The following is an 18,511-nucleotide window of genomic DNA, read 5'->3' as shown; positions in this document are numbered from 1 at the left end:
CATCTTTTACATCTCTGGCGCATCCTCCGCGCCCGCCTTATGCTATGATTCGCAACTTTGGAGCCTCTGCTTACGGCAGAATCGCATTTCTACCGCTGTCCACTTTCAGCGGAATAACAACATCTTGTGGTGACAGATGAACAGTGGTTATCTGCATTTTCCGGAATTTGATCCGGTCATTTTCTCAGTAGGACCTGTTTCGCTTCACTGGTACGGTCTGATGTACCTGGTGGGCTTCATTTTTGCCATGTGGCTCGCTGGCCGTCGTGCCAGCCGTCCGGGCAGCGGCTGGACCAAAAACGAAGTTGAAAACCTGCTGTATGCGGGCTTCCTCGGCGTGTTCCTCGGCGGCCGTATTGGGTATGTACTGTTCTATAATTTCCCGGTATTCCTGAACGATCCGCTCTATCTGTTCCGCGTCTGGGACGGCGGCATGTCCTTCCATGGCGGCCTGATTGGGGTGATCCTGGTGATGGTGATTTTTGCCAAACGCACCAAACGCAACTTCTTCCAGGTTTCCGATTTTATCGCACCGCTGATCCCGTTTGGGCTGGGCGCTGGCCGTCTGGGTAACTTCATCAACGGTGAGCTGTGGGGACGTGTCGATCCGAGCGTGTCCTTTACCATGCTGTTCCCGGGCTCGCGTGCGGAAGATATCGCCCTGCTGCCATCACACCCGGAGTGGCAGTCCATTTTCGATACCTACGGCGTTCTGCCGCGCCATATGTCTCAGCTGTACGAGCTGGCGCTGGAAGGCGTGGTGCTGTTTATCATCCTGAACCTGTTTATCCGCAAGCCACGTCCAATGGGGGCCGTGTCCGGTCTGTTCCTGATTGGCTATGGCGCATTCCGTATCATCGTCGAGTTCTTCCGTCAGCCGGATGCGCAGTTTACCGGCGAGTGGGTACAGTACATCAGCATGGGGCAAATCCTCTCCATTCCGATGATTGTCGCGGGTGCCATTATGATGATTTGGGCGTATCGTCGTCGTCCACAGCAACAACTTTCCTGAGGAACCATGAAACAGTATCTTGAATTGATGAAAAAAGTGCTCGACGAGGGCACGCCGAAAAACGACCGCACCGGTACCGGTACGCTCTCCATTTTTGGCCACCAGATGCGCTTCAATCTGCAGGAAGGCTTCCCCCTGGTGACGACGAAGCGCTGCCACCTGCGCTCGATCATTCATGAACTGCTCTGGTTCCTGCAAGGCGATACCAACGTTGCGTATCTGCACGAAAATAACGTCACCATCTGGGACGAATGGGCAGATGAGAACGGCAACCTGGGCCCGGTCTACGGCAAGCAGTGGCGCGCATGGCCAACGCCTGATGGCCGCCATATCGACCAGATCACCACCGTGATGAACCAGTTGAAGAACGACCCGGACTCGCGCCGCATCATCGTTTCCGCCTGGAACGTGGGCGAGCTGGATAAAATGGCGCTGGCACCGTGCCACGCGTTCTTCCAGTTCTATGTCGCAGACGGCAAGCTTTCCTGCCAGCTCTACCAGCGCTCCTGTGATGTGTTCCTCGGCCTGCCGTTTAACATCGCCAGCTATGCGCTGCTCGTTCACATGATGGCGCAGCAGTGCGACCTGGAAGTGGGTGATTTTGTCTGGACCGGTGGGGACACCCATCTCTACAGTAACCATATGGAACAGACACATCTTCAGCTGACGCGCGAACCGCGTGCGCTGCCGAAGCTGATTATCAAACGCAAACCGGCGTCAATCTTCGATTACCGCTTTGAAGATTTTGAGATTGAAGGTTACGACCCGCACCCAGGCATCAAAGCGCCCGTCGCTATCTGATGGGTTAAAGCGTGACACAACCGGTGCTTTAGAGCGCCGGTTTTTTTTCGCCATTATCCCCTTTCCCGACGCGCTATCCAGAAAGCGTGCAACACGCTGCAACTCTCCTGATCCTGCGGATAACGCCTCGTAAAACGATCATTCGTTGCTCGTCATGTCAACGGCGCTTCGCCACACTCCCGGTATGAACAAAGAGAACGGTTTTACGCTTATCGAAACGCTGGTCGCCATTTCGCTTGTGGTTGTCCTCAGCGCTTCAGGTCTGTATGGCTGGGACAGCTGGCAACGGCAGCAGCGTCTGTGGCAGACCGCCAGTCAGGTGCGAGATTACCTGGTGTTTCTGCGCAACCATGCCAACCGGCATAACCGCGACCACCAGATTACTCTTCAGCGGGTGGGCGAAAAAAGCTGTCTGATGAGTTCTGTCGTGCAGGCCTGCGAGAAAGGTAGCCCCTTTGTACTGATTCCGCTCTGGCCTGACGTGAAGGTGAGTGAGGTAACGCCCTCGCTAGGGTTCTATGGATTACGGAATACAGCGTGGGCAGGGCGGATACGCGTTCAAAGCCAGGCTGGAGAATGGCTGATCATTGTCTCCAATGGAGGGCGCATCAGGATGTGTAAGGTCTCAGAGGGAAGTCCATGTCGATGAGGCAGCGCGGTTTTTCACTGACTGAAGTGCTGATTGCCACGGCGGTAAGCAGCCTTTTACTGATAAGCGCATCGCGTTTCTTACCCGGCCTGCAGCGGGCGGTACTACTGCAATCCGGGCAACGAGAGCGGGAGGAAGAGGTCTGGCAGCACCTGTTTGCGATCGGCAAACAGCTTCAGCGTGCGGGATACTGCGCGGGAAACTGTCAGGGACAAGGGCTGTTAATCGGCAGGCAAGGACGCTGTGTCATTGTGCGTTGGGACGCCAACAGTAACGGCAAATGGGATAGCACAGGGTCAGAAAATGACAGCACCGGTTTTCGCCTGGAATCGGGGGCGCTGGAAACCCTGAGAGGGGCAACGTCGTGCGAAGGGAAGGGATGGGAAAAGCTCACGGACCCGGAAAGTCTGGCGATCACGCACTTTGCGGTGAGTAAAGCCGATCGCGCCGGTTTTGCCCCAGAGCTGAATATTGAACTGGCTGCTCTTCGTCAGGGGGAACAGGGTGAGCCCTGGCAGGCGCTGTACACGGTCACGGGGTACAACCTGTGAGGCGTCAACGCGGAATCTCTTCGCTGGCTCTGGTACTGCTTTTGCTGGTGCTCGGTACTCTGATCCTTACCGGCCTTAACCAGCAGCTCGTGACCTTTAGTACGCTCGTCGCGGGAGAGAGCCGGTCGCTCCAGCAACAGGCGTCTGTGCAGTCCGCGCTTGAGTGGGGACGCGTTCAGCGTTGGTCATCAGCGCCACAGGTTCAGTGCAAAAAGGTATTCTCCTCGCAGGTGTGTTTGCGTCCGCTGGGTGAAGCGCATGTGCTACTGATTGCCGGCGGCAATGACCTGCTGCTCTGGCGCGCAGGAGAGGTCATCGACGGGAAAATCCACTTTTCGCCGCATGGCTGGAGTGATTTTTGTCCACTACAGGAGAGTGCGTTATGCCAGCTGCCGTGAACAGAGAAAAGGGGTTTAGCATGGTGGAGGTTCTGCTGGCGATGATGTTGCTGGTGATGATCGTGACGGCACTGGCGGGTTATCATCGGGCGCTGGCGGCGCGGTTTGTCGTGTTTAACCAGTATCGCCAGCTTTGGCACCATGCCTGGAATCAGACACAGCTCTCAACAAAGAGTCTCCCCGCAGGCTGGCAGGCCAGTCGGGGGCAGACAACGCTCGCCGGATGTGTCAGCATCACGGTTACACTAATTTCTCCTCTGGGGCGGCGCGGTGAGTTAACGCGTCTGCATTGCCCGGTTAGCCAGTAGTCGGGAGCGTCTATGTTAAGGGTCTACCACTCAAATCGTCTGGATGTGCTGGAAGCACTGATGGAATTTATCGTTGAGCGCGAGCGGCTTGACGATCCTTTTGAGCCTGAAATGGTGCTGGTGCAGAGCACCGGTATGGCACAGTGGCTGCAAATGTCGCTTTCGCGTAAGTTTGGCATTGCCGCCAATATTGATTTCCCGCTGCCCGCGAGTTTTATCTGGGAGATGTTTGTCCGCGTATTGCCGGACATTCCGGAGCAAAGCGCCTTCAACAAGCAAGGCATGAGCTGGAAACTGATGGCGCTGCTGCCAGAAATGCTGCAGCACGATGAATTTGCCATGCTGCGCCACTACCTCAATGACGATACCGATAAACGCAAGCTGTTCCAGCTGGCGTCGCGCACCGCCGACCTTTATGACCAGTATCTGGTCTACCGTCCGGAGTGGCTGGCCCGCTGGGAAGCGGGTGAGCAGGTAGAGGGGTTGCCGGAGGCGCAGGTCTGGCAGGCTCCCTTGTGGAAAGCGCTGGTGGAACATACGGAGAAACTTGGCCAGCCTAAGTGGCACCGTGCCAACCTCTATCAGCGGTTTATCTCTGTTCTGCAAAACAGCAATGAACGACCGCCGCGACTGCCTTCCCGTGTGTTTATCTGCGGTATTTCGGCGTTGCCACCGGTTTACCTGCAAGCGCTGAATGCGCTGGGTAAACATATCGACATTCATATTCTCTTTACTAACCCCTGTCGCCAGTACTGGGGCGATATTCAGGATGGTCGCTGGCTTTCTCGACTGGTGAGCCGCCAGAGGCGACGCCTTTTTGAAGAGCGTACCGTCCCCCTGTTTAAGGACAGTGCCTCCGCCGCGCAGCTTTTCGATGAACACGGTATTCAGAACCTGCCCAATCCGCTTCTTGCCTCCTGGGGGAAGCTGGGGCGTGATTACATCCATATGCTCTCCGACATCACGTCATCAGGCGAAGGCGATGTGGATGCCTTCGTTGAAATCTCTCCGGACAGCCTGCTGCATCATATTCAGTCAGATATTCTGGATCTGGAAAACCGCGCCGTTATGGGCGTGACGGCGGACGAGTTTGAACGCAGCGACAGGAAACGAAAGCTGGATCCTGACGATCGCAGCATGACGATCCACGTTTGTCATAGCCCACAGCGTGAAGTCGAAGTGCTTCACGACCAGCTGCTGGCGATGCTGCAGGCGGATCCCGAGCTGACGCCGCGCGATATCGTGGTGATGGTGGCGGATATCGACAGCTACAGTCCCTTCATTCAGGCCGTGTTTGGCAGTGCGACGGGCGAGCGGTACCTGCCTTACGCCATCTCGGACCGTCGCGCCCGTCAATCTCATCCGGCGTTACAGGCATTTATCACGTTGCTGTCGCTGCCAGATAGTCGGTTTATCTCCGAAGATGTCCTTGCCTTACTGGATGTGCCCGTGCTGGCTGCACGCTTCAACATCAATGAAGAGGGGTTACGTTACCTTCGCCAGTGGGTTAACGAGTCTGGCGTGCGCTGGGGGATTGACGATGATAACGTCCAGGAGTTTGAACTTCCCCCAACCGGGCAGCACACGTGGCGATTTGGCCTGACGCGTATGCTGTTGGGCTACGCCATGGAAAGCAGCCAGGGCGAGTGGAACGAGGTTCTGCCTTACGATGAGTCCAGCGGCTTGATTGCGGAACTGGTGGGACATTTGGCGTCACTACTGATGCAGCTTAACCGCTGGCGACACGCACTGATGCAGCCGCGCCCGCTTGAAGAGTGGCTCCCGGTTTGCCGGGCACTGCTCAATGATTTCTTCCTGCCAGACAGCGATACCGAAGCGGCGATGGCCCTCATTGAAACGCAGTGGCAGGCTATCATCGACGAGGGGGTAAATTCCCACTATCACGAGGCGATTCCGTTGTCGCTGCTGCGGGATGAGTTGACGCAGCGGCTTGATCAGGAGCGAATTAGTCAGCGTTTCCTGGCGGGTCCGATCAATATCTGTACCCTGATGCCAATGCGTTCTATCCCGTTTAAAGTGGTTTGCCTGCTTGGCATGAATGACGGCGTCTATCCGCGCGCGCTGGCGCCGCTGGGGTTCGATTTGATGAGCGCAGACCCAAAACGGGGCGACCGTAGCCGCCGAGATGATGACCGCTATCTCTTCCTGGAAGCACTCATTTCCGCCCAGAGTAAGCTCTATATCAGCTATATCGGCCGTTCCATTCAGGACAACAGCGAGCGTTTCCCTTCGGTTCTGGTGCAGGAGCTGGTGGATTATATCGGCCAGAGCCACTACCTGCCGGGGGATGAAGAGCGCAACTGTGATGAGAGCGAGCAGCGGGTGAAAGCGCATATCACCTGTCACCACAGCCGCATGCCGTTTGATCCGGTGAATTACGTTGCCAGCGAGCGCCAGAGCTATGCCCAGGAGTGGCTGCCGGCGGCCAAAAAAGAGGGGAGCGCGCATACCGATTTCATTCAGGAACTTGACCCGCTACCGATTGATACCCTGACCGTCGAACAGCTTCAGCGGTTTTGGGCGCATCCGGTGCGCGCTTTCTTCCAGCAACGATTACAGGTCAACTTCCGCTCTGAAGAGAGCGAAATTCCTGATGCAGAACCCTTTACCCTGGAAGGGCTGGAGCGCTATCAGTTAAACCTGCAACTGCTGAATGCGCTGGTTGAAGAGGAAGATGCGGACAAACTTTACCGCCGCTACCGTGCGGCAGGGCAACTGCCTTATGGTGCGTTCGGGGAGATCGTCTGGGAGGCGCAGTGTCAGGAGATGACCGCTCTGGCAGAGCGCGTCAGAGCGTGCCGACAGCCCGGGAAGAGTATTGAAATCGACCTCAACTGTAATGGTGTGCAGCTTACGGGCTGGTTAACACAGGTTCAGCCAGATGGTCTGCTGCGCTGGCGGCCCTCAATGCTGAGCGTTTCGCAGGGATTGCAACTCTGGCTGGAACATCTTGTCTATAGTGCGGATGGCCATAAAGGCGAAAGCCGCATTTTTGTGCGCAAAGAGGGCGAATGGCGTTTCCCGCCGATGGAGGCGGAGCAGGCCTTACAATACCTGTCTTTGTACATTGAGGGCTACCGTCAGGGAATGAACAAACCGCTCCTGCTCCTGCCGGAAAGTGGTGGTGCCTGGATAAAAGCCTGTTATGACGCGCAGAATGATGCGATGTTAACGGATGAGGCGTCACTGCAGAAGGCGCGCAGTAAGTTTATGCAGGCCTACGAAGGAAACATGATGATGCGGGGCGAAGGGGAAGATGTCTGGTATCAGCGCTTATGGCGCGCGCTTGAACCCGAGTACTTTGAGGCGATCAAGGAAGAGGCGCAACGCTATTTGTTACCGTTGTTCAGATTTAATCAGTCCTGAGTGCTGTATAAAAATTGCGCAGTCAGGGGTGTTCATTTATGATGCACTTCTTATCACGGACTGATGTACCCAAAGAAAGAGATGTTGGCGTGTCCAGCACGCAGTTTGTTAATGATGTAGCCGTGATAAAGAGGTCGTAATGCCTGGCAGCACCTTGTTTAAAGCGTTGGTTTTGTTTGTCGCCCTTTGGGCACCTGTCACTCAGGCAGACTCCGGTTGGCAACCCGTTCAGGAAACTATCCGTAAGAGTGAAAAAGATACCCGTCAGTATCAGGCCATCCGCCTTGATAACGGCATGACCGTGCTGCTGGTTTCCGACCCGCAGGCGGTAAAATCCCTCTCGGCACTGGTGGTGCCGGTTGGGTCGCTAGAAGATCCTGAATCCCACCCCGGGCTTGCACACTATCTGGAACATATGACGCTGATGGGGTCAAAAAAATACCCGCAGCCAGATAGCCTGTCCGAATTTCTGAAAATGCATGGCGGCAGCCATAATGCCAGTACCGCCCCGTACCGCACGGCCTTCTATCTCGAAGTCGAGAACGATGCGCTGGAAGGGGCGGTCGATCGCCTTGCTGATGCCATCGCCGCCCCGTTGCTGGATAAAAAATACGCCGATCGTGAACGCAATGCGGTGAATGCCGAACTGACCCTGGCCCGCACGCGAGACGGTATGCGCATGGCTCAGGTGAGCGCCGAAACCATCAACCCTGCGCATCCGGGTTCTCGCTTCTCCGGCGGTAACCTGGAGACATTGAGCGACAAACCGAACAGCCCGGTTCTGGATGCGCTGCACGCGTTTCGCGATAAATACTACTCCGCCAATCTGATGAAAGCGGTTATCTACAGCAATAAACCGTTGCCAGAGCTGGCGGGCATGGCGGCGAAAACGTTTGGTCGGGTGCCGAATAAAAATATCGACCGGCCGCAAATAGATGTTCCGGTGGTCACGGATGCGCAAAAAGGCATCGTGATCCACTACGTGCCTGCGCTGCCGCGCAAAGTGTTACGCGTTGAATTTCGCATTGACAACAACACGGCACAGTTTCGCAGTAAAACCGACGAGCTGGTGACTTATCTCATCGGTAACCGTAGCCCGGATACGCTCTCTGACTGGCTGCAGAAACAGGGGCTGGCGGAAGGTATCCGCGCCGACTCCGATCCGGTGGTTAACGGGAACAGCGGCGTGCTGGCGATATCCGCAACCCTGACCGACAAAGGTCAGGCACACCGCGATGAAGTGGTGGCTGCAATCTTCAGCTACCTCTCTCTGCTGCGTGAAAAAGGCGTCGACAAGCGCTACTTTGATGAACTGGCGCACGTGCTGGATCTTGATTTCCGTTACCCATCGATAACCCGCGACATGGATTATGTGGAGTGGCTGGCCGATACCATGATCCGCGTGCCGGTGGAACACACCCTCGACGCGGTGAACATTGCCGACCAGTACAACCCTGAGGCGGTCAAAGCCCGTCTGGCGATGATGACCCCGGAGAATGCCCGCATCTGGTACATCAGCCCGGATGAGCCGCATAACAAAACGGCTTACTTTGTCGATGCCCCTTATCAGGTGGATAAAATCAGCGCCCAGACCTTTGCCGACTGGCAAAAGAAGGCGGGAGAGATCGCGTTAAAACTGCCGGAACTGAATCCCTATATCCCGGATGATTTCTCGTTGATCAAAACCGCGAAGGACTATCCGCATCCGGCACTTATCATTGATGAGCCGACGCTGCGCGTGGTGTATACCCCCAGCCGCTATTTCGCAAGCGAGCCAAAGGCCGACGTCAGCGTGGTGCTGCGTAACCCGAAAGCGATGAACAGCGCCAAAAATCAGGTGATGTTCGCGCTCAATGACTATCTTGCCGGGATTGCGCTCGATCAGCTTAGCAACCAGGCGGCCGTGGGCGGCATCAGCTTCTCCACCAACGCCAACAACGGTTTGATGCTCAATGCAAATGGCTATACCCAGCGTCTACCTCAGCTGTTCCAGGCGCTGCTGGAGGGCTATTTCAGCTATACGCCGACGGAAGAACAGTTTGAACAGGCCAAATCGTGGTATGCGCAGATGATGGATTCTGCGGAGAAGGGCAAAGCTTACGATCTGGCGCTTATGCCAGCGCAAATGTTATCGCAGGTTCCTTATTTCCAGCGCGAGGATCGCCGCGCGCTGTTGCCTTCGATCACCTTAAAAGACGTGCTGGCTTACCGTGACGCGCTGAAAACCAACACGCGCCCGGAGTTCCTGATTGTGGGCAATATGAGCGAGGATCAGGCCAAAACCCTGGCGCAGAATGTTCGCACTCAGCTCGGCTCTAAAGGCGATGAGTGGTGCCGCAACCAGGATGTGCTGGTTGAGAAAAAGCAGAATGTAATATTTGAAAAAGCGGGTAACAGCACGGATTCCGCCCTGGCCGCGGTATTTGTGCCAACTGGCTACGATGAATTCGCCAGTTCGGCGCAGAGTGCCGTGCTGGGCCAAATTATTCAACCGTGGTTCTATAACCAGTTACGCACGGAAGAGCAGCTCGGCTACGCGGTGTTTGCTTTCTCCATGAACGTGGGCCGCCAGTGGGGGCTGGGTTTCCTGCTGCAGAGCAGCGATAAGCAACCGGCATATCTCTGGCAGCGTTACCAGGCTTTCTTCCCGCAGGTGGAAGCAAAACTGCGCGCCATGAAGCCGGAAGAGTTCGCCCAGATCCAGCAGGCCGTCATTGCGCAGGTGATGCAGCCGCCGCAGACGTTGGGTGAAGAAGCCTCACAGCTGAGCAAAGATTTTGATCGCGGTAATCTGAAATTTGATTCGCGTGATAAAGTAGTGGCCGAGATAAAACAGCTGACGCCGCAAAAGGTTGCCGATTTCTTCCATCAGGCGGTGATTAAACCGCAGGGAATGACCATCCTGTCTCAGGTTTCTGGTAGCCAGAACGGGAAAACGGAGTACGTAAACCCGCAAGGCTGGAAAGTCTGGAAGAGCGTCAGCGCGCTGCAGCAATCTATGCCCTGGAGTAAGAAAGAATGACCGACACCGCTGAGCCCCTTAATCCCTTACGTTTACCTCTTCAGGGTGAACGATTGATTGAAGCCTCAGCGGGAACGGGAAAAACCTTCACCATCGCCGCGCTCTATTTGCGTCTGCTGTTAGGGCTCGGCGGCAACGCCGCTTTTCCCCGCCCGCTGAGCGTGGAAGAGCTGCTGGTGGTGACCTTCACCGAAGCCGCCACAGCAGAGCTGCGTGGCCGTATTCGCGCCAATATCCACGAGCTGCGCATCGCCTGCCTGCGTCAGAGCACGGATAACCCCCTTTATGCCAGTCTTCTGGAAGAGATTGCCGACAGGCAACAGGCCGCAGAGTGGCTGCTACTTGCCGAACGGCAGATGGATGAAGCCTCCGTCTTCACCATTCACGGTTTTTGCCAGCGCATGCTGAGCCTGAATGCGTTTGAATCCGGCATGCTGTTTGAACAACAGCTCATTGAAGATGAAACCGTACTTCGCTATCAGGCCTGCGCGGACTTCTGGCGTCGCCACTGCTACCCGCTACAGCGCGATATCGCCGAAGCGGTACATGCATTGTGGAAAGGCCCTGAGGCGCTGCTGCGCGCGATCGATCGTTATCTTCAGGGGGAAGCGCCGGTTATCAAATCTCCGCCGCCAGCGGATGAAACCCTGGCGTCACGCCATGAAAAAATCATCGCGCGAATTGTCGACATCAAACAAAAATGGATTGAATCAGTCGGCGAGATTGACGCCATTATTGAAAACTCCGGGATCGACCGCCGCAAATTCAACCGCGGCAATCAGGGGAAATGGATCGACAAGATCAACGCCTGGGCACAGGAAGAGACGCGGGGCTACCTGCTCCCGGACGCGCTGGAGAAATTCTCCCGGCGTTTCCTCGTCGAGCGCACCAAACCCGACGGTATTGTGCCTGAACATCCCCTGTTTGTGGCGATTGAAACCCTGCTGGCTGAGCCCTTAACGCTCAACGATCTGATGATAACCCGTGCCATGACGGAAATTCGCGAAGCCGTCGCCCGTGAGAAACGCCGCCGGGGGGAACTGGGATTTGACGATATGCTGAGCCGCCTTGATGCGGCTTTGTGCAGTGAAAATGGCGAAGCGCTTGCCGCCGCGATCCGCACCCGTTTCCCGGTGGCGATGATTGACGAATTTCAGGATACCGACCCTCAACAATACCGCATTTTCCGCCGTATCTGGCGCCAGCAGCCCGGCACCGCGCTGTTGTTAATCGGCGATCCTAAACAGGCTATCTACGCCTTCCGCGGTGCGGACATTTTCACCTACATGAAGGCCCGCAGCGAAGTTGAGGCGCACTACACCCTGGATACCAACTGGCGTTCGTCTCCCGGGATGGTGGAAAGCGTGAATGCGCTGTTCAGCCGCATGGATACGGCGTTTATGTTCCGGGAGATCCCGTTCCAGCCGGTAAAATTTGCTGAGAAAAATGCCTCGTTGCGCTTTGAGTTCAACGGCGAGACGCAGCCTGCCATGCGCTTCTGGCTGCTGGACGGTGAAGGGTGTGGCGTCGCCGACTATCAAAACGCCATGGCACAGCATTGTGCCGCGCAGATCCGTGACTGGCTCAGTGCGGGGGCTCGCGGCGAGGCGGTGCTCTGGAAAGGCCAGGATGCACTCCCCGTAAAAGCATCGGATATCACGGTGCTGGTGCGTAGCCGTCAGGAGGCCGCGCTTATTCGGGATGCCCTGACCCTGCTGAGTATTCCGTCCGTCTACCTCTCAAACCGTGACAGCGTCTTTGAAACGCTGGAAGCGCAGGAGATGCTATGGCTGCTGCAGGCCGTGCTGGCCCCGGAGCGGGAAAGCACACTGCGCAGCGCATTAGCCAGCGCGATGCTCGGGCTGAATGCCCGTGATATCGATGCGCTCAACAATGACGAGTCCGCATGGGATGCGGTGGTGGAAGAGTTTGTTCGCTACCGGGAGAAATGGCAAAAGCGCGGCGTGATGGCCATGGTGCGTGAGCTGATGGCACAGCGTCACATTGCGGAGAATATACTGGCAACCGCGGGCGGCGAGCGCCGGTTGACCGATATTTTACATATCAGCGAACTCCTGCAGGAGGCGGGCACGCAGCTGGAGAGCGAGCATGCTCTGGTGCGCTGGCTGGCACAGCAGATTGCCGACCCGAACAGCAATTCGTCCAGCCAGCAGATGCGTCTTGAGAGTGATAAACACCTGGTGCAGATCGTCACCATTCACAAATCGAAAGGGCTTGAGTATCCGCTGGTCTGGTTGCCGTTTATCGCCAATTACCGCGTGCAGGATCAGGCCTTTTACCACGATCGCGAGTCGTTCGAGGCGGTGCTCGATCTCAGCAACGCGGAATCCAGCGTTGAGCTGGCAGAAGCCGAACGTCTGGCGGAAGATTTACGCCTGCTGTACGTGGCACTGACCCGTTCGGTCTGGCACTGCAGTCTGGGCGTTGCCCCTCTGTTCCGTCGTCGCGGTGAAAAGACCGGGGAGAGCGATTTTCACCTGAGCGCGCTGGGGCGCTTAATTCAGCACGGCGAACCCAAAGACGCTGCGGGGTTACGGCAGTGTCTCGAATCACTTTGCGGGGAGCATGTTGCCCTGCATATTCCGGCACAACCGGATAATGACCGCTGGCAAATGCCGGAGCCGCGTGAGTCAGATCTGCATGCCCGCCAGGTGATACGCCCGATTGCTGACGACTGGCGCGTCACCAGCTACTCCGGTTTACAGCAGCACGGACAGAGTGTTGCGCTGGATCTGATGCCAAAACTGGACGTGGACGCGGCAGGAACCGGTAGTGTACTCGTTGAGCCGGTGCTTACGCCGCACCAGTTCCCGCGCGGCGCCTCTCCGGGCACGTTTTTGCACAGCCTGTTCGAAGAGCTCGATTTCACGCAGCCGGTTTCCGAAGAGTGGGTGCTGAAGATGTTACAGAGCGGCGGCTACGACGCACAATGGCAGCCGGTTTTGCGTGACTGGATCCACGCGGTTTTACACGCGCCGCTCACCACGCAGGGGGTCTCCCTCAGCCAGCTGACTGCCAGAGATAAGCAGGTCGAGATGGAGTTTTATCTCCCCATCGCCAGCCCGCTCAGGGCCGAGGCGCTCGATGGGCTGATCCGCGAGTACGATCCGCTATCCGCCGGGTGTCCGCCGCTGAACTTCCGCCAGGTGCAGGGGATGTTAAAAGGCTTTATCGACCTGGTTTTCCGCCATCAGGGGCGCTATTACCTGCTGGATTACAAATCGAACTGGCTGGGCGAAAACAGCGAAGCCTATACCCAACAGGCGATGGCGTCGGCCATGCAAATGCATCGCTACGATCTGCAGTACCAGCTTTATACCCTGGCGCTGCACCGTTATCTGCGTCATCGCATTGCTGATTATCGCTACGAAGACCATTTTGGCGGCGTGATTTACCTGTTCCTGCGCGGCGTGGATGCTAACGACCTGCGTTCCGGTGTCTTCAGCACGCGTCCGGCTGCGGAACTGATTGAAAAAATGGATAACCTGTTTGCTGCAGGCACGGAGGAGGTGGCATGACAATGCAGGCGCTACTGCTGGACGCGGTTGAACAACGATTACTGCGCCACCTTGATGTGCAGTTTGCTATGATGGTGGCGGGCGAAGAGCCAGCCGTGATGCTCGCCGCCGCCATTCTGAGCAAAGACGCGGGGGAAGGGCACGTCTGTCTGCCGCTGTCGCGTCTGGTGGTAGACGAGAAAATGCCCCCGGCTTTACAGGCCTGTTTCGCTCTGCTGGGTGACACCGTGGATTGGGAAGCGATATTACTCAGTTCGCCTGCCGTGAGCGGAACCGATACCGGTACGCCGATGATCCTCACCGGCGAGCGTTTGTATCTTAACCGACTCTGGCGCAACGAGCTGACGGTGGCGCGCTTCTTTAGTGAGACGAACGCCCCGCTTCCCTGCGATGAAGCGCAGCTTCGGCAGGTGCTGGATACGCTGTTTACCTCTGAGAACGAAACAGACTGGCAGAAAGTGGCGGCCGCCGTGGCGTTAACGCGACGGATCTCGGTGATATCTGGTGGCCCGGGCACCGGGAAAACGACCACCGTGGCAAAGCTGCTTGCTGCGCTGATTCAGCTCTCGGGTGAGCAAAAGTGCCGTATTCGCCTGGCGGCCCCTACCGGTAAAGCGGCGGCGCGTCTGACGGAGTCGTTAGGCGGGGCGCTGCAAAAATTACCCCTTACCGGCGAGCAGCTCGCGCTTTTCCCCAACGAAGCCAGCACGCTACACCGGCTGCTTGGCGCGCAGCCGGGTAGCCAGCGGCTGCGTTATCATGCTGGTAACCCCCTGCATCTGGATGTGCTGGTGGTGGATGAAGCGTCGATGATTGACCTGACGATGATGTCGCGTTTGATTGATGCGCTACCGCCTCATGCACGCGTCATTTTTCTCGGCGATCGTGACCAGCTTGCCTCCGTGGAGGCCGGGGCTGTACTCGGCGATATCTGCACCTATGCCAGCCTGGGGTATACCGCGGAACGCGCGCAGGAGTTGGCGCGTCTGACGGGATGTTCGCTCGCCTCTGAAAACCATTCCCTTGCGGGGGCTCTGCGCGACAGCCTGTGTCTGCTGCAAAAGAGCTATCGTTTCGGCAGCGACTCCGGCATTGGCCAGCTTGCGGCGGCCGTGAACCGCGGGGACCGTCACACCACCTGTGCGGTCTTTGACGGCACCTTTACGGATATTGAGAAAAAATCGCTGCAAAACGGGGAGGAGTATCAGGCGATGCTTGATGATGCTCTGCTGGGGTATCAGCATTTCCTGACGGGCGTACAGCAGCAACGCACACCGGAGCAGGTGATTGCCGCGTTTGGTGAATATCAGTTGCTCTGTGCGCTGAGGGAAGGGCCCTTTGGCGTCAGCGGCCTGAACGACAGGCTGGAACAGCTGCTGGCGCAAAAGCGTAAAATACACCGTACCCCGCATTCGCGCTGGTATGAAGGAAGACCGGTTATGATCTCCCGCAACGACAGTGCGCTGGGGTTGTTTAACGGGGATATTGGAATTGCGCTCGATCGCGGCCAGGGGCTGCGCGTCTGGTTCCAGATGCCGGACGGTAGCGTGAAGTCTTTCCAGCCGAGCCGTTTGCCTGAGCATGAAACCGCATGGGCGATGACGGTGCATAAATCCCAGGGCTCTGAGTTTAACCATGCGGCGCTGATCCTGCCCACGCAGCTATCACCCGTCATTACCCGCGAGCTGATCTATACCGCCATTACACGCGCGCATCAGCGCCTGTCGCTGTATACCGATGAACGCGTGCTGATGCAGGCGATTGCCACCCGCACGGAACGTCGAAGCGGGCTGAGCGCGATATTTGAGTCTCTGTAAACAAAAGCCCTCGCCGGACGGTGAGGGCGTCGTCTCACCCCAGATCCGCCATCAGCACTTTTGAGCGCCGCTGATAGTTGTACATCTCTTTCTTCGTTTCCGGCAGCGAATCAATATCCACCGGCGTAAACCCACGCTCCTGGAACCAGTGAATGCTGCGCGTTGTCAGCACAAACAGCTTGCTCAGGCCCATCTGGCGCGCCTGTGCTGCCACGCGCTCAAGCAGCATTTCACCGCGTGAAGAGCTGCGGTAGTCAGGATGCACCGCCACGCAGGCCATTTCGCCGATCTTCTCTTCCGGGAACGGATAGAGCGCGGCGCAGGCAATGGTCAGGTTATCACGCTGAATAATGGTGAATTTGTCGATCTCCATCTCCAGCTGCTCGCGCGAACGACGCACCAGAATCCCCTGCTGTTCGAGGGGGCGGATCAGCTCCAGAATGCCGCCGATATCGTTAATGGTGGCGCGGCGGATCTGCTCCGCACTCTCCATCACAATCTGGGTGCCGATACCGTCGCGGGAGAACAGCTCCTGCAGCAGGGCACCGTCTTCCTGATAGCTGATCAGGTGGCTACGGCGCACGCCGCTGCGGCAGGCTTTCACGGCGCCACGCAGAAAACGCACGGTCCCGGAGTGGTAATCGCCTTCTGCTTCCAGCGCTTCCACGCGGGCCTGGGCTTCATTCGGGAAGAGCTCTGGCACGATAACCCCTTCATCGTTCACGACCCCCTGGGAGGAGCAAAACCCAATCATTTTTTCCGCCTTCAGCTTGATCGCCAGCTGCGTGGCAATCTCTTCTGAAGTGAGGTTAAAGCTTTCACCGGTCACGGAAACCGCCACCGGACCCATCAGTACGATGGCACCGCTGTCGAGCTGGCGGTGAATGGCTTCTTCATCAATACGACGAATGCGTCCGCTGTGGCAGTAATCGACGCCATCGTCCACGCCGAGCGGCTGGGCAATGATAAAGTTGCCGCTCACGACGTTGATATGCGCGCCCTGCAGCGGCGTGTTGTTCAGGCTCATCGACAGGCGAGCCGTAATATCCAGCTGCAGCAGGCCAGCGGCCTGTTTCACCAGTTCAAGGGTTTTCGCATCCGTTACGCGGGTGTGTTTGTGATAAATCGGCTCGTGGTGATGAGCGGCCAGGTTGGCATCGATCTGCGGACGTGCGCCATAGACCACCACCAGGCGGATCCCGAGGCTGTGCAGCAGGCCAATGTCATTGACGATGCTGGAAAAATTTTCATGCTCAATGGCTTCGCCGCCAAGCATGATGACAAACGTTTTTCCCCGATGGGCGTTGATATAGGGAACAGAATGGCGGAATCCCTGGACCAGTTCGGTTCTACGCTCCTTCACCATGGCACAACCCTTAATGAATGTTTATTCGTAATTTCTGTATTTTTATTCGATTGTGGCCGCGTGTGCAAGCGTAAATTTCCCGCGACCCATAGAAAATAATAAGTAATCCGTGCGTTAGCACAGGATTGTTTACCCTTTTATAGATGACAGTTTATGCGTCATTCGTTAAAGTTTTCGGTCAATCTGGACATTTTGTATATCAATCAGTGTTCTTGCTCGGGAGAAGCATGTCGGGATCCAATTCAGCAATAAGCCGCCGCCGTTTGTTAAAAGGGGCCGGGGCAATGTGGTTGCTTAGCGTCAGTCAGGTCGGTCTTGCCGCCACCAGTCAGGTCGTGGCGGTGCGCGTCTGGCCGTCATCGACCTATACGCGCGTGACGGTCGAATCCAATCGCGTACTGAAATATAAGCAATTTGCCCTCAGTAACCCTGAACGTGTGGTGGTGGATCTCGAAGGTGTTAACCTCAACTCCGTGTTGAAGGGGATGGCGGCACAGATCCGCGGCGACGATCCGTTTATTAAATCGGCGCGCGTGGGGCAGTTTGATCCGCAAACCGTGCGCATGGTGTTTGAGCTGAAGCAGAACGTGAAGCCGCAGCTGTTTGCCCTTGCGCCTGTAGCCACGTTCAAAGAGCGTCTGGTGATGGATCTCTACCCGGCGAATGCGACGGATATTCAGGATCCCCTGCTGGCGCTGCTGGAAGACTACAACCAGGGCAACCTTGAGAAACAGGTCCCTCCTGCGCAAAGCGGCCCGCAGCCAGGAAAAGCAGGGCGCGATCGCCCGATTGTGATCATGCTCGATCCTGGCCACGGCGGCGAAGACTCCGGCGCGGTGGGGAAATATCGCACGCGTGAAAAAGACGTGGTGCTGCAAATCGCCCGTCGTCTGAAGGCGTTGATTGATAAAGAAGGCAATATGCGCGCCTACATGACGCGTAATGAGGATGTGTTTATCCCGCTGAAGGTCAGGGTGGCGAAAGCGCAGAAGCAGCGCGCGGATTTGTTCGTGTCGATCCATGCGGACGCCTTTACCAGCCGTCAGCCAAGCGGCTCGTCGGTGTTTGCGCTGTCCACCAAAGGTGCGACCAGTACCGCGGCGCGATACCTTGCGGACACCCAGAACGCCTCGGACCTGATTGGTGGCGTGAGTAAAAGCGGCGACCGCTACGTCGACCACACCATGTTCGACATGGTGCAGTCGCTGACCATCAACGACAGCCTGAAGTTTGGTAAAGCGGTGCTGGGTAAGCTGGGTAACATCAACAAGCTGCATAAAAACAGCGTTGAGCAGGCCGGGTTTGCGGTACTGAAGGCGCCGGATATTCCGTCTATTCTGGTCGAAACGGCATTTATCAGTAACGTGGAAGAGGAGCGTAAGCTCAAAACGGCCAAATTCCAGCAAGAGGTAGCGGAGTCGATTCTGGCAGGGATCCGGGCGTATTTCTCTGACGGGGCGACGCTGGCGCGACGCGGATAGTGTGGACGCCGGGGGCTCGCCCGGCAAATTCACAAACGACAAAAACAAAAAAACACCCTTAAGGGTGTTTATTGTTTTAGAAGTGTTGGTTGCGGGGGCCGGATTTGAACCGACGACCTTCGGGTTATGAGCCCGACGAGCTACCAGGCTGCTCCACCCCGCGTCACCGTACTGCTTATA

Annotated in this window: 12 protein-coding genes and 1 tRNA gene; 11 read left to right on the top strand and 2 right to left on the bottom strand. The window is 56.8% G+C overall.

The features are described from left to right. Positions 1–136 precede the first annotated feature (136 nt). The 10 genes from lgt to recD all read left to right on the top strand — a co-directional run bounded on the left by lgt (position 137) and on the right by recD (position 15,484). Positions 137–1,012 carry a prolipoprotein diacylglyceryl transferase gene (gene lgt, locus SP99_RS18060; protein WP_047959397.1) on the top strand — a complete coding sequence of 292 codons (876 nt, stop codon included), beginning with the start codon at positions 137–139 and terminating at the stop codon, positions 1,010–1,012. 6 nt (positions 1,013–1,018) lie between these two features. Beyond that, positions 1,019–1,813: a thymidylate synthase gene (gene thyA, locus SP99_RS18055; RefSeq protein WP_047959396.1), complete on the top strand. Its 795-nt coding sequence runs from the start codon at positions 1,019–1,021 to the stop codon at positions 1,811–1,813. Positions 1,814–1,997: 184 nt separating this feature from the next. Further along, positions 1,998–2,462 (top strand): prepilin peptidase-dependent protein, encoded by a 465-nt coding sequence (locus tag SP99_RS18050; protein WP_047959395.1) that lies wholly within the window; start codon positions 1,998–2,000, stop codon positions 2,460–2,462. Then, on the top strand, positions 2,453–3,013 hold the full coding sequence (locus SP99_RS18045; protein ID WP_047959394.1) for a prepilin peptidase-dependent protein: 561 nt from the start codon (positions 2,453–2,455) through the stop codon (positions 3,011–3,013). The genes SP99_RS18050 and SP99_RS18045 overlap by 10 nt, the downstream gene beginning before the upstream one ends. Beyond that, entirely contained in the window at positions 3,010–3,411 is a 402-nt protein-coding gene (locus SP99_RS18040; protein WP_047959393.1) for a DUF2509 family protein, read from the top strand. The genes SP99_RS18045 and SP99_RS18040 overlap by 4 nt, the downstream gene beginning before the upstream one ends. Continuing rightward, complete coding sequence (locus SP99_RS18035; protein WP_047959392.1) at positions 3,396–3,719, top strand: prepilin-type N-terminal cleavage/methylation domain-containing protein; 324 nt, start codon at positions 3,396–3,398, stop codon at positions 3,717–3,719. Before SP99_RS18040 ends, SP99_RS18035 begins: the two co-directional genes overlap by 16 nt. Positions 3,720–3,731: 12 nt before the next feature. Next, the gene (gene recC, locus SP99_RS18030; RefSeq protein ID WP_047959391.1) at positions 3,732–7,106 is read left to right on the top strand and encodes an exodeoxyribonuclease V subunit gamma; all 3,375 of its coding nucleotides are present in this window, start codon (positions 3,732–3,734) and stop codon (positions 7,104–7,106) included. Positions 7,107–7,245: 139 nt separating this feature from the next. Then, on the top strand, positions 7,246–10,128 hold the full coding sequence (gene ptrA / locus SP99_RS18025; RefSeq protein ID WP_047959390.1) for a pitrilysin: 2,883 nt from the start codon (positions 7,246–7,248) through the stop codon (positions 10,126–10,128). After that, entirely contained in the window at positions 10,125–13,667 is a 3,543-nt protein-coding gene (gene recB, locus SP99_RS18020; protein ID WP_047959389.1) for an exodeoxyribonuclease V subunit beta, read from the top strand. Before ptrA ends, recB begins: the two co-directional genes overlap by 4 nt. After that, positions 13,664–15,484 (top strand): exodeoxyribonuclease V subunit alpha, encoded by a 1,821-nt coding sequence (gene recD, locus SP99_RS18015; protein ID WP_047959388.1) that lies wholly within the window; start codon positions 13,664–13,666, stop codon positions 15,482–15,484. The genes recB and recD overlap by 4 nt, the downstream gene beginning before the upstream one ends. A 34-nt stretch (positions 15,485–15,518) precedes the next feature. Here the strand turns inward: recD and argA are convergent, their stop codons facing one another. Next, on the bottom strand, positions 15,519–16,850 hold the full coding sequence (argA, locus tag SP99_RS18010; RefSeq protein WP_014885072.1) for an amino-acid N-acetyltransferase: 1,332 nt from the start codon (positions 16,848–16,850) through the stop codon (positions 15,519–15,521). 227 nt (positions 16,851–17,077) lie between these two features. Here argA and amiC point away from each other — a divergent pair, with 227 nt between their 5' ends. After that, positions 17,078–18,331, top strand: a complete 1,254-nt coding sequence (gene amiC, locus SP99_RS18005) for an N-acetylmuramoyl-L-alanine amidase AmiC (RefSeq protein ID WP_025760261.1) — start codon at positions 17,078–17,080, stop codon at positions 18,329–18,331. Positions 18,332–18,417: 86 nt separating this feature from the next. Here amiC and SP99_RS18000 read toward each other — a convergent pair. Then, a tRNA-Met gene (locus tag SP99_RS18000) sits at positions 18,418–18,494 on the bottom strand. Between the last annotated feature and the right edge of the window lie 17 nt (positions 18,495–18,511).

It is taken from the genome of Enterobacter sp. BIDMC92 (assembly GCF_001030225.1).
GTDB classification, from domain to species: Bacteria; Pseudomonadota; Gammaproteobacteria; order Enterobacterales; family Enterobacteriaceae; genus Enterobacter; species Enterobacter sichuanensis.
This window is presented reverse-complemented; position numbering and strand designations above follow the sequence as displayed.

Excerpts from the sequence above, each read along its gene's own strand:
- SP99_RS18045 (WP_047959394.1), top strand. The coding sequence starts at position 2,453 with ATGTCGATGAGGCAGCGCGGTTTTTCACTGACTGAAGTGCTGATTGCC.
- lgt (WP_047959397.1), top strand. The coding sequence starts at position 137 with ATGAACAGTGGTTATCTGCATTTTCCGGAATTTGATCCGGTCATTTTC.
- ptrA (WP_047959390.1), top strand. The coding sequence starts at position 7,246 with ATGCCTGGCAGCACCTTGTTTAAAGCGTTGGTTTTGTTTGTCGCCCTT.
- recD (WP_047959388.1), top strand. The coding sequence starts at position 13,664 with ATGACAATGCAGGCGCTACTGCTGGACGCGGTTGAACAACGATTACTG.
- recB (WP_047959389.1), top strand. The coding sequence starts at position 10,125 with ATGACCGACACCGCTGAGCCCCTTAATCCCTTACGTTTACCTCTTCAG.
- SP99_RS18050 (WP_047959395.1), top strand. The coding sequence starts at position 1,998 with ATGAACAAAGAGAACGGTTTTACGCTTATCGAAACGCTGGTCGCCATT.
- amiC (WP_025760261.1), top strand. The coding sequence starts at position 17,078 with ATGTCGGGATCCAATTCAGCAATAAGCCGCCGCCGTTTGTTAAAAGGG.
- argA (WP_014885072.1), bottom strand. The coding sequence starts at position 16,850 with ATGGTGAAGGAGCGTAGAACCGAACTGGTCCAGGGATTCCGCCATTCT.
- SP99_RS18035 (WP_047959392.1), top strand. The coding sequence starts at position 3,396 with ATGCCAGCTGCCGTGAACAGAGAAAAGGGGTTTAGCATGGTGGAGGTT.
- recC (WP_047959391.1), top strand. The coding sequence starts at position 3,732 with ATGTTAAGGGTCTACCACTCAAATCGTCTGGATGTGCTGGAAGCACTG.
- thyA (WP_047959396.1), top strand. The coding sequence starts at position 1,019 with ATGAAACAGTATCTTGAATTGATGAAAAAAGTGCTCGACGAGGGCACG.